Origin of the sequence: Klebsiella sp. RIT-PI-d (assembly GCF_001187865.1) — a bacterium.
Lineage (GTDB): Bacteria > Pseudomonadota > Gammaproteobacteria > Enterobacterales > Enterobacteriaceae > Superficieibacter.
In genome coordinates this window covers 2,151,088-2,164,492 of sequence record NZ_LGIT01000009.1, presented here as the reverse complement: position 1 = coordinate 2,164,492, position 13,405 = coordinate 2,151,088, and the positions used below count along the sequence as shown (strand labels likewise).

Genomic DNA, 13,405 nt, shown 5'->3' with positions numbered 1-13,405 from the left:
AGCGTTAGTCAGGTTGCTCGAGTGATTTGATGTAGTCATAAATCGCTAACTGTGCCTGAACCTTGCGGCGATTACCGCGCGGCACATAGCGATTGCTCAGTTCTTTATCAACGTACCGGGCTTTTACCGTATCGCTGAACAGGATGTCAATAATATCCAGCACCCGCTGCTTAAGTCGCGGGTCAAGTAGCGGTGTCGCCACTTCGATTCGATAGTCGATATTACGCGTCATCCAGTCCGCAGAGGAAAGATAAACTTGCTTATCGCCGCCATTCTCAAAAATATAGATCCGGTCATGTTCCAGATAACGGTCAACGATGCTGATCACCCGAATATTGTCGCTAATCCCTTCCAGATTTGGGATCAGGGAGCACATACCGCGGATTAATAAGTTGACCGGGACGCCAGAGCCGGAAGCCGCATACAGCCTGTCTACCAGTGCTTTATCGACCAGATTATTCAGCTTCAATGTGATGCCCGACGGCCGTCCCTGCTGGGCGTTGGCGATTTCCCGATCGATCATCTCATACAGCAGACGCCGCGAGTTTTGCGGTGAAACCAGCAGATAATCGAAGGTCACAGGACGATACGGATTTTCAATAAAGTTGAATACGCGGCGCACTTCGTTAGTAATTCGCGCATCGGCCGTTAACAACGAATAGTCGGTATACAAACGGGCCGTTTTTTCGTTGAAGTTACCGGTACCGATATGCGCGTAGCGCACCACATCCTCACCTTCTTTACGCGAGATAAGGAACAGCTTGGCATGAATTTTAAGACCGGGCGCGGAAAAGATAACGTGCGCCCCGGCTTCGGTCAGACGTTTAGCCCAGTGGATATTGGCTTCTTCATCAAAACGCGCCTGAAGCTCGACGACCACGGTGACTTTTTTGCCGTTATGCGCGGCGTGGATCATGGCATCAATAATGCGGGAATCTTTTGCCACGCGATAGATATTGATTTTTATCGCCAGTACGCTCGGGTCAAAAGACGCCTGCCGCAGCAGTTCCAGTACGTGCTCAAACGTATGGTAAGGATAATAAAGCAGAACATCCCGTTCGCGAATAGCGTCGAAGCCGTTGCGAAACTTCTCGTTGTCGAACCAGATGTGACGCAGACGCGGCAACGGCTTGTTTACCAGGTTGGCTTTTCCGACATTAGGGAAGCCAATGAAATCTTTAAAGTTATGATAGCGGCCACCGGGAACGATCGAGTCGTAGCGGGAAATACTCAGCTTTTCACGCAGAACTTCAACCAGCGCGGCGGGCATGTCGCGCTGATAAACAAAACGTACCGGCTCGGCGGTCAGACGCTGTTTCAGGCTGGAAGACATTAGCTCCATCAGGCTGGATTCCATTTCGTGTACCAGGTCGTATTCGGCATCACGGGTCATCTTCATGGAATAGGTATTGAGCGTGTCGTAGTCGAAGAAACCGCGGAAAATATCATCCAGGCAGTAACGTAAAATGTTATCCAGCAGGATCATCGGCTTACGGCGACGCGGCGCTTCTGGCGGCAGATTAACAAAGCGCGGCACTTTGTCCGACGGAATTTCCAGCAGCGCATAGCGCGTATCATCGCCGCGTATGATCTCGACCGCCAGATAGGTGTAGTCATCCTTCAGGAAGTTGACCAGATTTGTTTCGCGGTTGATGAGCGTGGGAATAATGTGCTGGCGCAAGTGCTGTTTGAAATAAAGACGCAGCCAGTTTTGTTGATTAACGGAAAGCTGACGCTCGTTAATGAGGAAGATTTGGTTACGCGCCATCTCCAGCAGCAGTTCGTTATACAGACTGTCAAACTCCTGATCCGCTTTGAGCACCCGCGACTGGATTTTTCCCAGCAGGTGCCGCGAACTGGTCTGTATACCTTGTTCTTCGCTGATGATGATACGCCGTTTCAACTCGGCAAAGCGAACCTTGTAAAACTCATCAAGGTTGTTTGAGTAGATCCCTAAAAACCGCATTCGTTCAATAAGCGGATTGCTTTTATCGGCCGCTTCCTGAAGTACGCGTTCGTTGAAGGTTAACCAGCTTAACTCTTTTTCGATGTATAACTTTTCCTGACCCATTACCACTCACACTCCGGTTCTTTCACTGGACGTGCCAAATCCATCTCGATGTTATTATGGCGAGCTTTGCCATGTAATGTCCAACTGTGCCAGAAAAGTATGACAGTAAACTGAACGACGGGAAGAGAAGACGATACAAAATCAACAAAAATGGCGATGCCACTGGCGGAGCGAGGGGGATTTCTTCAGCAGATCATGCTGATACAATGCGATGGTCTGGCAGGGCTGGCCTGCCAGACTACCATTACTCTTCTGCCGCATAACCCTCTACGGGCAGCTTACGGTTATCAAGCCAGGCGGCGCAATCGCGCATTTCAAGCCGACCGTCAATAAACCAGCTTATCACCAGCGGATAGATATCATGCTCCTGAGCCTGCACGCGTGCAGTGATATCCGCCTCGTCGTCATCGCTAAACACGGGCACATTGGCCTGTAAGATGACCGGTCCGCCGTCCAGCTCGTCAGTGACGAAATGCACCGAAGTGCCGTGCACCTCATCGCCGTTTTCCAGCACCTGCTTATGCGTGTTCAGGCCCGGATATTTCGGCAGCAGGGAAGGGTGGATATTTAACAGCCGTCCTGCATAATGCGCGACAAATTCCGGACTTAAAATTCGCATATAGCCCGCCAGCACGACAACGTCAGGTGCATAAGCGTCAATTTCCAGCATCAGTTCACGATCGAAAGCTTCCCTACTGGCAAACTGGCTGGCGGTTAACGCATGTGCCGCAATACCTGCCTGGCGTGCACGTTCAAGACCGAACGCGTCGGCCTTGTTGCTGAATACTGCACGCAACGTGCCGCCGATCTTTTTCTGCTTACAGGCATCAATAATCGCCTGTAGATTACTGCCGTTGCCAGAGATCAGCACCACGATGTTTTTCATTATTCAATGACCACGCGTTCGTCGGAATCGGAAGATTTGATAATACCGATTTTCCACGCCTTTTCACCCATCTCATTAAGCAATGCCAGGGCTTTATCAGCGTTCGCCGCCGGTAGCGCCACCAGCATACCCACACCGCAGTTAAACGTGCGGTACATTTCATGGCGGCTGACGTTGCCTTCACGCTGCATCCAGTCAAAAATGGCCGGCCACTGCCAGGAGGATTCGTCGATGACGGCCTGGGTATTTTCCGGCAGCACGCGCGGAATATTTTCCCAGAAGCCGCCGCCGGTCAGGTGGGCAATGGCATGAACATCAATGTTTTCAATCAGTGAAAGAATAGATTTAACGTAGATGCGGGTAGGGGCCAGTAAGTGATCGGCTAACGTTTTGCCTTCCAGATCGGTGGTTAGCGGATCGCAGCCGCTGACCTCTACAATCTTACGCACCAGCGAGTAGCCGTTGGAGTGCGGACCGCTGGAGGCGAGAGCAATCAGAACATCGCCATCGGCAACTTTCGAACCATCAATAATTTCTGATTTTTCAACAACCCCTACGCAGAACCCGGCAACGTCATAATCTTCACCGTGATACATGCCCGGCATTTCTGCGGTTTCGCCGCCAACCAGCGCACAGCCTGACTGCAGGCAGCCTTCCGCGATACCGTTAATGACGCTGGCCGCGGTTTCGACATCCAGCTTACCGGTAGCATAATAGTCAAGGAAGAACAGCGGCTCAGCGCCCTGTACCACCAGGTCATTTACGCACATCGCCACCAGATCAATACCAATGGTGTCATGGCGCTTAAGATCCATCGCCAGCCGCAGCTTCGTGCCTACGCCGTCGGTGCCGGAAACCAGAATCGGCTCGCGGTATTTTTGAGGCAGGGCACACAGCGCACCAAAGCCGCCCAGACCGCCCATAACTTCAGGACGGCGGGTTTTTTTCACCACGCCTTTAATACGGTCGACCAGAGCGTTACCTGCATCAATATCAACACCGGCATCTTTGTAGCTGAGAGAGGTTTTATCGGTCACTGCTGAGTCCCCACGCGTTTGCGATAGAAATAAAATCGGCGCAATTCTAACAGGGAAAGCAAACGTTTGCGAGCCTGCTTTATGCGCGAGGGTAAACAATGGCATAACTGACAAACTTGATACTGTTCACGAAAATGAAACCGGGTACATTCTTATGCTTGCCTCGGCGTATACGAGCGGCCATCATGCCAATGAAACCGGTTTCTGTATTACAGGAAAGCGTTGAAAAGAGAGAGCTTACGGGGCGGTTTACTATTTCAATCAGCAACATCGGTCGTCAGACGGCGATCGTTCATGAGGGAGAGAACATGTCCGGACTTAAAGAAGGTTTTCTGTGGGGCGGCGCGGTTGCAGCGCATCAACTGGAAGGTGGCTGGCAGGAAGGCGGCAAGGGAATAAGCGTTGCCGACGTGATGACCGCTGGCGCACACGGCGTGGCGCGTGAAATTACGGACGGCGTACTGCCGGGTAAAAACTACCCCAATCATGATGCGATTGATTTTTACCATCGCTATAAAGACGACATTAAGTTGTTTGCTGAGATGGGCTACAAATGCTTTCGCACATCAATTGCCTGGACGCGCATTTTCCCGCTGGGCGATGAGTCAGAGCCAAATGAGGCCGGCCTCAAATTTTATGACGATCTGTTCGACGAATGCCTGAAATACGGTATCGAGCCGGTGATTACGCTTTCTCACTTTGAAATGCCGTATCACCTCGTTACCGAATACGGCGGCTGGCGCAACCGTAAGCTTATCGACTTTTTTGTGCGTTTCGCGAAAGTGGTTTTTACCCGTTATCAGCACAAAGTGAAGTACTGGATGACCTTTAACGAGATCAACAACCAGGCGAACTATCACGAAGATTTTGCGCCGTTTACCAACTCGGGTCTGAAATATGCGCCGGATGAAGATCGCGAGCCGGTAATGTATCAGGCAGCACACTATGAGCTGGTTGCCAGTGCGCTGGCCGTAAAAGTCGCAAGAGAAATTAATCCCTCGCTGCGGATCGGTTGCATGATTGCCATGTGTCCGATTTATCCGCTGAGCTGCGCGCCCAACGATATGATGATGGCGATGAATGCAATGCATCGTCGTTACTGGTTCACCGACGTTCATGTGCGCGGCAGCTATCCGCAGCATCTGCTGAACTACTTTACGCGCCGGGGTTTTACGCTGGATATTACCGATGAAGATCGCGCTGCGCTCAAACAGGGCTGCGTTGATTATATCGGCTTTAGTTACTATATGTCGTTTGCCACCAAAGCCACCGAGGATAATCCGCAGCTGGATTATGATGAAAGTAAAAGTCTGGTCTCTAACCCGCACGTACAGAAATCTGACTGGGGCTGGCAGATTGACCCGGTGGGTCTGCGTTATTCCCTGAACTGGTTCTGGGATCACTATCAGCTGCCGCTGTTCATTGTTGAAAATGGCTTTGGCGCGATTGATGTGCTGGAGAACGACGGTTCCGTCGACGACCAGTATCGCATTGACTATCTCTCAGCGCATATCGCCGAAATGAAAAAAGCAGTGGTTGAAGATGGTGTTGACTTAATGGGCTATACGCCGTGGGGCTGTATCGATTTGGTCTCTGCCGGTACCGGTGAGATGAAAAAACGCTACGGCTTTATCTACGTTGATAAAGATAACGAAGGTAAGGGCACGCTGGCGCGCAGCCGCAAAAAGTCGTTCGACTGGTATAAGCAGGTGATTGCTTCAAACGGTGAAAACCTCTAAAACAGGATTGTTCGCGGCCAGCCTGAACTGGCCGCATTCTCATTGCCCGCCCCGCAAACAGATGAATTTCATATCTCATCCCCGCTTGATCAATATCAAACAAAAAAATATTGTCGACGAAAAGAAAGGCGGTATAATCCGTCGATTTTTTTTGTGGTTACCCCCCAAAGGAGAAAGAAGATGAAAATCGTTGAAGTGAAGCACCCTCTTGTCAAACACAAGCTTGGTCTGATGCGTGAGCAGGATATCAGCACTAAACGTTTTCGCGAACTTGCCTCCGAAGTCGGTAGCCTGTTGACCTATGAAGCGACCGCCGATCTGGAAACGGAAAAAGTGACCATTGAAGGCTGGAATGGCCCGGTTGAAATCGACCAGATCAAAGGCAAAAAAATCACCGTAGTTCCGATCCTGCGTGCTGGTTTAGGCATGATGGACGGCGTGCTGGAAAACGTACCCAGCGCACGTATCAGCGTCGTGGGGATGTATCGCAACGAAGAAACGTTTGAACCGGTGCCTTATTTTCAAAAGCTGGTCTCCAATATTGATGAGCGCATGGCGCTGATCGTTGACCCGATGCTGGCAACCGGTGGTTCAGTGATTGCAACCATCGACCTGCTAAAAAATGCGGGCTGCAGCAGTATCAAGGTACTGGTACTGGTTGCAGCACCGGAAGGCATCGCGGCGCTTGAAAAGGCGCATCCGGACGTTGAGTTGTATACGGCTTCCATTGACCAGGGGCTTAATGAGCACGGGTACATTATTCCGGGCCTCGGCGATGCCGGTGACAAGCTCTTTGGTACCAAATAAATGAATAAATAAAAAAAGCCGACTTTGAGAGTCGGCTTTTTTTTGAGTATAACAACCCACACACAACAATTAGAGGTAAGACTATGACGCGCCGTGCTATCGGGGTGAGTGAAAGACCGCCGCTTTTACAGACAATCCCGCTTAGTTTACAGCACCTGTTTGCCATGTTTGGTGCAACCGTGCTGGTGCCTGTTCTGTTTCACATTAACCCGGCCACCGTGCTGCTGTTTAATGGCGTCGGTACTCTGCTGTACCTCTTTATTTGTAAAGGTAAAATCCCTGCTTACCTTGGATCAAGTTTCGCCTTTATCTCTCCGGTGCTTCTGCTGTTACCGCTGGGATACGAAGTCGCGCTCGGTGGGTTCATCATGTGCGGCGTGCTGTTTTGCCTCGTCTCTTTTATTGTTAAAAAAGCCGGTTCCGGCTGGCTGGACGTGATGTTCCCGCCAGCGGCTATGGGCGCGATTGTTGCCGTTATCGGTCTTGAACTGGCCGGTGTGGCAGCCAATATGGCCGGACTGTTACCGGCAGATGGGCAATCTGCAGATACTAAAACCGTTATTATCTCGCTGGTCACTCTCGGCGTAACCGTGTTTGGTTCGGTGTTATTTCGTGGATTTATGGCGATTATTCCGATCCTGATTGGCGTGCTGGTGGGTTATGCACTCTCCTTTGTGATGGGTATAGTTGATACCACGGCAATCGCTCAGGCGCACTGGTTCGCCCTGCCCACATTCTATACTCCGCGTTTTGAATGGTTTGCTATCTTCACCATCCTGCCTGCGGCACTGGTGGTCATTGCCGAACATGTTGGCCACCTGGTTGTGACCGCGAATATTGTCAAAAAAGATCTGATCCGCGATCCGGGACTGCATCGTTCAATGTTCGCTAATGGTTTGTCGACGATTATTTCCGGCTTCTTTGGCTCTACGCCAAATACCACTTACGGTGAGAATATTGGCGTGATGGCGATAACCCGCGTTTACAGCACCTGGGTTATTGGCGGCGCGGCAATCATTGCTATTTTACTTTCCTGCGTGGGTAAACTGGCTGCCGCAATCCAGATAATCCCGCTGCCGGTGATGGGGGGCGTCTCCTTACTGCTGTACGGCGTCATCGGTGCATCCGGTATTCGCGTACTGATTGAGTCAAAAGTGGACTACAGCAAAGCGCAAAACCTGATCCTGACCTCGGTTATTCTGATCATCGGTGTCAGCGGCGCGAAGGTGCATATTGGCGCTGCCGAATTAAAAGGCATGGCGCTGGCGACCATTGTAGGGGTGTTCCTGAGCTTAATCTTTAAGCTTATCAGCATACTGCGTCCCGAAGAAATTGTGCTGGATGCAGCGGATAAAGACGCATAACTCAGATGATCATATTACCGGGTGACGATCCACCCGGTTCTCAGCCTCAGGTTTTGTGATAAACTCATGGCGATTTTTGCAAGCCCAGACAGAGGTCCACCTGAACACACCGTCGCAGCTTTCACTGCCACTCTATCTTCCTGACGACGAAACCTTTGCCAGTTTCTGGCCGGGCGATAATCCCTCCTTGCTGGCCGCATTGCAAAATGTGCTGCGCCAGGATCACAGCGGCTATATCTATTTTTGGTCACGCGAAGGCGCGGGGCGCAGCCATTTATTGCATGCAGCCTGCGCTGAACTCTCGCAGCGTGGCGATGCAGTAGGCTATGTACCGCTGGATAAACGCACCTGGTTTGTGCCCGAGGTGCTGGAAGGGATGGAGCAACTCTCGCTGGTCTGTATTGATAATATCGAATGTATTGCCGGAGATGAGCAGTGGGAGATGGCGATTTTTAACCTGTATAATCGCATTCTGGAGTCTGGTAAAACGCGTCTGCTTATTACCGGCGATCGTCCTCCGCGTCAGCTTAATCTTGGTCTTGCCGATCTGGCCTCGCGTCTTGACTGGGGGCAGATCTACAAACTGCAGCCGTTGTCAGATGAGGATAAACTTCAGGCTCTGCAACTGCGTGCGCGTCAGCGCGGATTCGAAATGCCGGAAGACGTATGTCGTTTCCTGTTAAAACGGCTGGATCGTGAAATGCGCACGCTGTTTATGACCCTCGATCAGCTCGATCGCGCTTCAATCACCGCCCAGCGCAAGCTCACGATCCCTTTTGTAAAAGATATTCTGGGCCTGTAATCAGGCCCTGTGAACTAATGTGGTAGCTGGGATTCTGTCAGGCCCGTCATGTCCATGACCAGGGTGCGGTTAAGTCCTTTTTGCAGCATCACCTGGGCGATCCGCAGGGCTTCTTCATGCTTTCCTTCCTGCTTTCCTTCTTCAATGCCCTGCATCTTGCCTTCCTGATGCCCTTCGTAACGTCCGCGCTCGCGTCCTTTTTGTTCAAGGTATTCTGCAATCGTCATTAGCGTCTCCTTATGTTTTGCCGAACGGTGAGCCAGCTGGCGAATAAACGCACCCCTGAATGATTTCAGGGGCGACTCTACCACGAAAAAAACGGTCCGCAGCGTCAGGGGAAATGTTTTGCGAGACGCCCCGGAGTAAATATCAGCTTACGATTTCCAGCACCTGTTCCGGTGGCCTGCCTATACGAGCCTGGCCGTTTTTAACCACGACAGGGCGTTCAATAAGCGCCGGATTATCGACCATGGCCTGAATAAGCGTCTGCTGGCTAAGATGCATAGCGTTTAGATTAAGCGAACGATACAGCTCGTCTTTCTGACGCATAAGCTGGCGCGCATCGGTCATGCCCAGCATCTTTAGCAGGGCGTTAAGAGTTGCCGCATCGGGCGGCGTATCCAGATAAAGCACGACCTGCGGCTCAATACCGTTCGATTTCAAAAGGCTGAGGGTATCGCGGCTTTTAGAGCAGCGCGGATTGTGATAAATCGTTACCGGGTCGGACATGACTGTTCCTCACATTTTTTCATACGGACGGAAGCGCTGCTGGAGTGTTCGTAGCTGATCGATACGCGCATCGTAACGTGACTGCTCCTGACTACCGAGTTTAACCTGCGTGCTGGCACTGCTCAAAAGCGTAATGGCCTGATCGAGACGGCCCAGCAGCGCCTGACCTTCGGCCCGCGCGGCCAGCTCGCGATCCCGGTGACCGTTTGCCGCTTCTGCCTGTGCCAGTAAATCCCAGCCGTTAGGATCGTCTTTATAGGTAAAGGTATAGCGATTCAGGATCGTCACCGCCTCGCCGTTCTGACCGGACTGGGCATAGGCGTTCGCCAGGTTGAGCTGAAGTACCGGATTGGTACGGATCTCACGGGCATTTTTCAGGCGAGCAATGGCGTCGGCGTTTTTATGCTGACCTAAATCAATGTCGGTTGCCAGATCCAGGTACCAGGCATTATTCGGTTCCGCTTTTAGCAGGGGCTGAAGCGTCTGGCTGGCCTCCGCAAAGCGGCCAGCTTCCATCGCCTGTAGCGCCCGGCCATATTGTGCGGCATGCTGCTCACGAATATTACCTTTCGTCCAGCTGTCCAGCATATCGCTGGTGAGCTGATTGCGCCCGGAGTTGTACATGCCCAGAGTACGCACTTTCGCCATATAAAAGTCCGCGGATGACTGAACGACGACGACCGGCATCTGGTTGGCGCGGTTACGCGCGTCTGACAGACGGCTTTCCGGCAGGGGGTGGGTGAGTAAAATTTCCGGCGGACGCGAAGAGTAGCGAGCCTGATCCAGCAATTTCTCAAGGAAACCCGGCATCGCCTGCGGGTCAAATCCTGAGCGTTGTAGTACCTGAATACCGATGCGATCTGCTTCTTGTTCGTTTTGCTGGGTAAAGGTGATGATGCCCTGACGCGAGCCTGCCAGCGTTCCGGTTAGCGCCGCCATACCCGCCTGCGGACTGGCCATCGCCAGCAGGATAGAGCCTAATGTTCCTGCCCAGGTCAGCGGAGCATTATTCTTTTGATCTTCCATCGCGCGCGCCAGATGGCGCTGAGTAACGTGTGAAATTTCATGCGCCATGACCGAAGCCAGCTGACTTTCGTTATCGGCATAGCGAAATAACGCCGAATGCAGCACGACATTGCCGCCAAAAAAAGCGAAGGCGTTAATCTCGTCATTGTTAATCAGATAAAAGTGGAACGGGGTACGCACAGAATTCGCGTGTGCGACCAGCCGCATTCCCAGCGAATTAATATACTGGACCAGCAGCGGATCGTTAATTAACGGCGCGCTACCGCGAAGCTGGCGGACATAGTAATCCCCCATTTGCAGCTCCTGAGCAATAGAGAGCGTACTGCCTGCCGAGGTGCCCATATCCGGTAATGTATCGGCGGGATCTGCAAAGGCCGGGAGCGTCTGTCCCAGCGTCAGCGTGGCGATAAGGGTTGCCAACAGCGTTTTTTTCAACTGCCTGAACATAGCCTCGATCCTGTTATCTGAGTGTGCCAGTTTGACCGGCAATGTCGTGTAATGTTCCACTGCCTGATAAGTTGCGAGTGTAGCCGCCTGCGGTCATAAATAAAATGATCATTCCAGAAGGGAGCCTGTTTTCCCGAGAGTGTTTAAAAAGCGAAAGCTTTTTTGTGACAGTTAGATACAATTCGCAGTTATTGCGCTCGTCCTGTCCGCAGAGAAGGTTTTATGCTTGAAATGTTAATGCAGTGGTATCGTCGTCGCTTTAGCGATCCTGAGGCGATTGCGCTGCTGGTCATCCTGGTCGCAGGTTTTTGCATCCTGTTTTTCTTTAGTGGCCTGCTGGCTCCTTTACTGGTCGCTATCGTGCTGGCTTTTCTGCTGGAGTGGCCCACTGCCAGACTGCAGCGCATCGGCTGCTCACGTCGCTGGGCGGCGTCTATTGTGCTGGTGCTGTTTGTCGGCATTCTTTTACTGATGGCGCTGGTCGTTTTTCCGGTCGCCTGGCAGCAGGGCATTTATCTGATCCGCGATATGCCTGGAATGCTGAATAAACTTTCCGAATATGCCGCCAATTTGCCACGGCGTTATCCGGCATTAATGGATGCAGGCATTATTGATGCGATGGCAGAAAATATGCGTACCCGCATGTTGACGCTGGGCGATTCGGTGGTGAAATACTCTCTCGCCTCGCTGGTGGGGCTGCTTACCCTTGCCGTTTATCTGGTGCTGGTCCCGTTAATGGTCTTTTTCCTGGTCAAGGATAAGGAGCAGATGCTAAATGCCGTACGGCGCATATTGCCGCGTAATCGCGGGCTGGCAGGGCAGGTGTGGCAGGAGATGAACCAGCAGATCACTAATTATATCCGCGGCAAAGTGCTGGAAATGATTGTGGTCGGCATCGCCACCTGGATAGGCTTTATTCTCTTTGGTCTCAACTATTCGCTGCTGCTGGCGGTGCTGGTTGGATTCTCGGTCCTCATCCCCTATATCGGTGCATTCGTTGTCACTATTCCGGTCATCTGTGTGGCATTGTTTCAGTTTGGGCTGGGTACTGAGTTCTGGAGCTGCTTCGCCGTTTATCTGATTATTCAGGGTCTGGACGGTAACCTGCTGGTGCCGGTACTGTTCTCAGAGGCAGTTAATCTGCATCCCCTGGTCATTATTTTGTCAGTGGTGATCTTTGGCGGGCTGTGGGGATTCTGGGGCGTCTTCTTTGCCATTCCGCTGGCGACGTTAATTAAGGCCGTAGTCCATGCATGGCCGGACGGTCTGACGCTTGAGGAATAGGCAATACGGCCTGCGCGCAAGCGAGGCCGTACCAGGAGCTGTCAGGCGTTGGCTTTCACCCAGCCCAGGACAATATCGTGGTGATTACTGGTTTTGAAATCGTCAAAAACGTGCTCAATTTTACCGTCAGCGCCGATCAGGAAGCTAATGCGATGAATGCCGTCATAGGTTTTCCCCATGAAGGTTTTCTCGCCCCAGACGCCAAACTGTTCGCATACCTGGTGGTCTTCATCTGACAGTAGCGTAAAGTTCAGCACCTCTTTTTCGGCAAAACGCGACAGCTTTTCAGGTTTATCGGTGCTGATACCCAGTACGTCGACGCCCGCTTTTTTCAAATCATCCATGTTGTCACGTAAACCACATGCCTGTACGGTGCAGCCTGGCGTCATCGCTTTTGGATAAAAGTAAACCAGCACTCGCTGCCCCTGGAAGTCGGCCAAATTTACTTGTTCACCGTCTTGATCGGGCAAGCTAAATTTCGGTGCAATATCACCGGCCTTCAGTGGATTCATTCCTGTACTCCATTCTGTTCATCTTGCTGTGAATAATTGACGATGTTAATACTGCCTTGTGCATTCAATTCTGTACATAGCGCTCTAAACGCCTGCTCAAAAATTGAGGCATCCTGTGAGGCTGGACTGTGCGCGGTTATCTGGATAAATAACTGCGGGACGACATCTTCGCTGCCGGGCTGCGTGCGCGAGACCAGCTCAGCGATATTCATTTCATGAGTATAAAACAGGGTCGTGAAGCGCTCAATAAGATGGGGAGAATCCGCAACGTCTACCTGCACCCAGACCATTGACGGCATCGGTGGACGCAGATGGGCCGTGGTCCGCTTCATAACAATCAATAAATCCAGCTCGGCACCTTTCAGCGGCAGGGTCGATTCTATAAGCGTAATGGCGTTCCAGCTTCCGGCAAGCAGCATAATGAACGTAAATTCATCGCCAAGCATTGCCAGACGGCTGTCTTCAATATTGCAACCGCAGCTACTGACGTGACGCGTGATGGTATTGACGATTCCTGGGCGGTCAGCCCCCAGCGCAGTGATAACCAGATAGTGTTGTGATGAGGCTGTCAAACCTGTTCTTCCTGTCAGAGGGAGGATAATCCTTAGGAAAGCACAAAAAAAACCGTCATACAACAGGCTCAACGGTCTGAGTCTCTTGCTTTTATTGCAGTACCAAACGTACCATTAAGGTTCTTGTCA

At 51.7% G+C, this 13,405-nt stretch carries 13 protein-coding genes; 5 read left to right on the top strand and 8 right to left on the bottom strand.

Annotated features, from left to right (window positions below; all coding sequences use genetic code 11):
- Nucleotides 1–4: 4 nt before the first annotated feature.
- The 3 genes from ppk1 to purM form a co-directional block, all read right to left on the bottom strand.
- Complete coding sequence (gene ppk1 / locus AC791_RS16480) at nucleotides 5–2,071, bottom strand: polyphosphate kinase 1 (protein ID WP_049841476.1); 2,067 nt, start codon at nucleotides 2,069–2,071, stop codon at nucleotides 5–7.
- 244 nt (nucleotides 2,072–2,315) lie between these two features.
- Nucleotides 2,316–2,957: a phosphoribosylglycinamide formyltransferase gene (gene purN, locus AC791_RS16475; protein ID WP_049841475.1), complete on the bottom strand. Its 642-nt coding sequence runs from the start codon at nucleotides 2,955–2,957 to the stop codon at nucleotides 2,316–2,318.
- Nucleotides 2,957–3,994 (bottom strand): phosphoribosylformylglycinamidine cyclo-ligase, encoded by a 1,038-nt coding sequence (gene purM, locus AC791_RS16470; RefSeq protein WP_049841666.1) that lies wholly within the window; start codon nucleotides 3,992–3,994, stop codon nucleotides 2,957–2,959. Before purM ends, purN begins: the two co-directional genes overlap by 1 nt.
- Before the next feature lie 308 nt (nucleotides 3,995–4,302).
- Between purM and AC791_RS16465 the strand changes: the two genes are divergently transcribed.
- From AC791_RS16465 to AC791_RS16450, 4 genes are all read left to right on the top strand, one after another.
- Nucleotides 4,303–5,733 carry a 6-phospho-beta-glucosidase gene (locus AC791_RS16465; protein WP_049841474.1) on the top strand — a complete coding sequence of 477 codons (1,431 nt, stop codon included), beginning with the start codon at nucleotides 4,303–4,305 and terminating at the stop codon, nucleotides 5,731–5,733.
- Nucleotides 5,734–5,913: 180 nt separating this feature from the next.
- Nucleotides 5,914–6,540, top strand: a complete 627-nt coding sequence (upp, locus tag AC791_RS16460) for a uracil phosphoribosyltransferase (RefSeq protein ID WP_049841473.1) — start codon at nucleotides 5,914–5,916, stop codon at nucleotides 6,538–6,540.
- 83 nt (nucleotides 6,541–6,623) lie between these two features.
- Nucleotides 6,624–7,904 carry a uracil permease gene (uraA, locus tag AC791_RS16455; RefSeq protein WP_049841472.1) on the top strand — a complete coding sequence of 427 codons (1,281 nt, stop codon included), beginning with the start codon at nucleotides 6,624–6,626 and terminating at the stop codon, nucleotides 7,902–7,904.
- Nucleotides 7,905–8,004: 100 nt separating this feature from the next.
- The gene (locus AC791_RS16450; protein ID WP_228136914.1) at nucleotides 8,005–8,706 is read left to right on the top strand and encodes a DnaA inactivator Hda; all 702 of its coding nucleotides are present in this window, start codon (nucleotides 8,005–8,007) and stop codon (nucleotides 8,704–8,706) included.
- Between the two features lie 14 nt (nucleotides 8,707–8,720).
- On the opposite strand, the gene AC791_RS16445 is transcribed toward AC791_RS16450, so the two are convergent.
- The 3 genes from AC791_RS16445 to bepA form a co-directional block, all read right to left on the bottom strand.
- The gene (locus tag AC791_RS16445) at nucleotides 8,721–8,933 is read right to left on the bottom strand and encodes a transposase (RefSeq protein WP_049841470.1); all 213 of its coding nucleotides are present in this window, start codon (nucleotides 8,931–8,933) and stop codon (nucleotides 8,721–8,723) included.
- Between the two features lie 142 nt (nucleotides 8,934–9,075).
- Nucleotides 9,076–9,435 (bottom strand): arsenate reductase (glutaredoxin), encoded by a 360-nt coding sequence (gene arsC / locus AC791_RS16440; RefSeq protein ID WP_049841469.1) that lies wholly within the window; start codon nucleotides 9,433–9,435, stop codon nucleotides 9,076–9,078.
- 9 nt (nucleotides 9,436–9,444) lie between these two features.
- On the bottom strand, nucleotides 9,445–10,908 hold the full coding sequence (gene bepA, locus AC791_RS16435) for a beta-barrel assembly-enhancing protease (RefSeq protein ID WP_049841468.1): 1,464 nt from the start codon (nucleotides 10,906–10,908) through the stop codon (nucleotides 9,445–9,447).
- A gap of 222 nt (nucleotides 10,909–11,130) precedes the next feature.
- Between bepA and AC791_RS16430 the strand changes: the two genes are divergently transcribed.
- Nucleotides 11,131–12,192, top strand: coding sequence for an AI-2E family transporter (locus AC791_RS16430; protein ID WP_049841467.1), 1,062 nt, complete (start codon nucleotides 11,131–11,133; stop codon nucleotides 12,190–12,192).
- Nucleotides 12,193–12,233: 41 nt separating this feature from the next.
- Here the strand turns inward: AC791_RS16430 and bcp are convergent, their stop codons facing one another.
- Both bcp and AC791_RS16420 read right to left on the bottom strand, forming a co-directional pair.
- Nucleotides 12,234–12,704: a thioredoxin-dependent thiol peroxidase gene (gene bcp, locus AC791_RS16425; RefSeq protein ID WP_049841466.1), complete on the bottom strand. Its 471-nt coding sequence runs from the start codon at nucleotides 12,702–12,704 to the stop codon at nucleotides 12,234–12,236.
- Nucleotides 12,701–13,276, bottom strand: a complete 576-nt coding sequence (locus AC791_RS16420; RefSeq protein ID WP_049841465.1) for a glycine cleavage system transcriptional repressor — start codon at nucleotides 13,274–13,276, stop codon at nucleotides 12,701–12,703. The genes bcp and AC791_RS16420 overlap by 4 nt, the downstream gene beginning before the upstream one ends.
- Nucleotides 13,277–13,405: the final 129 nt, after the last annotated feature.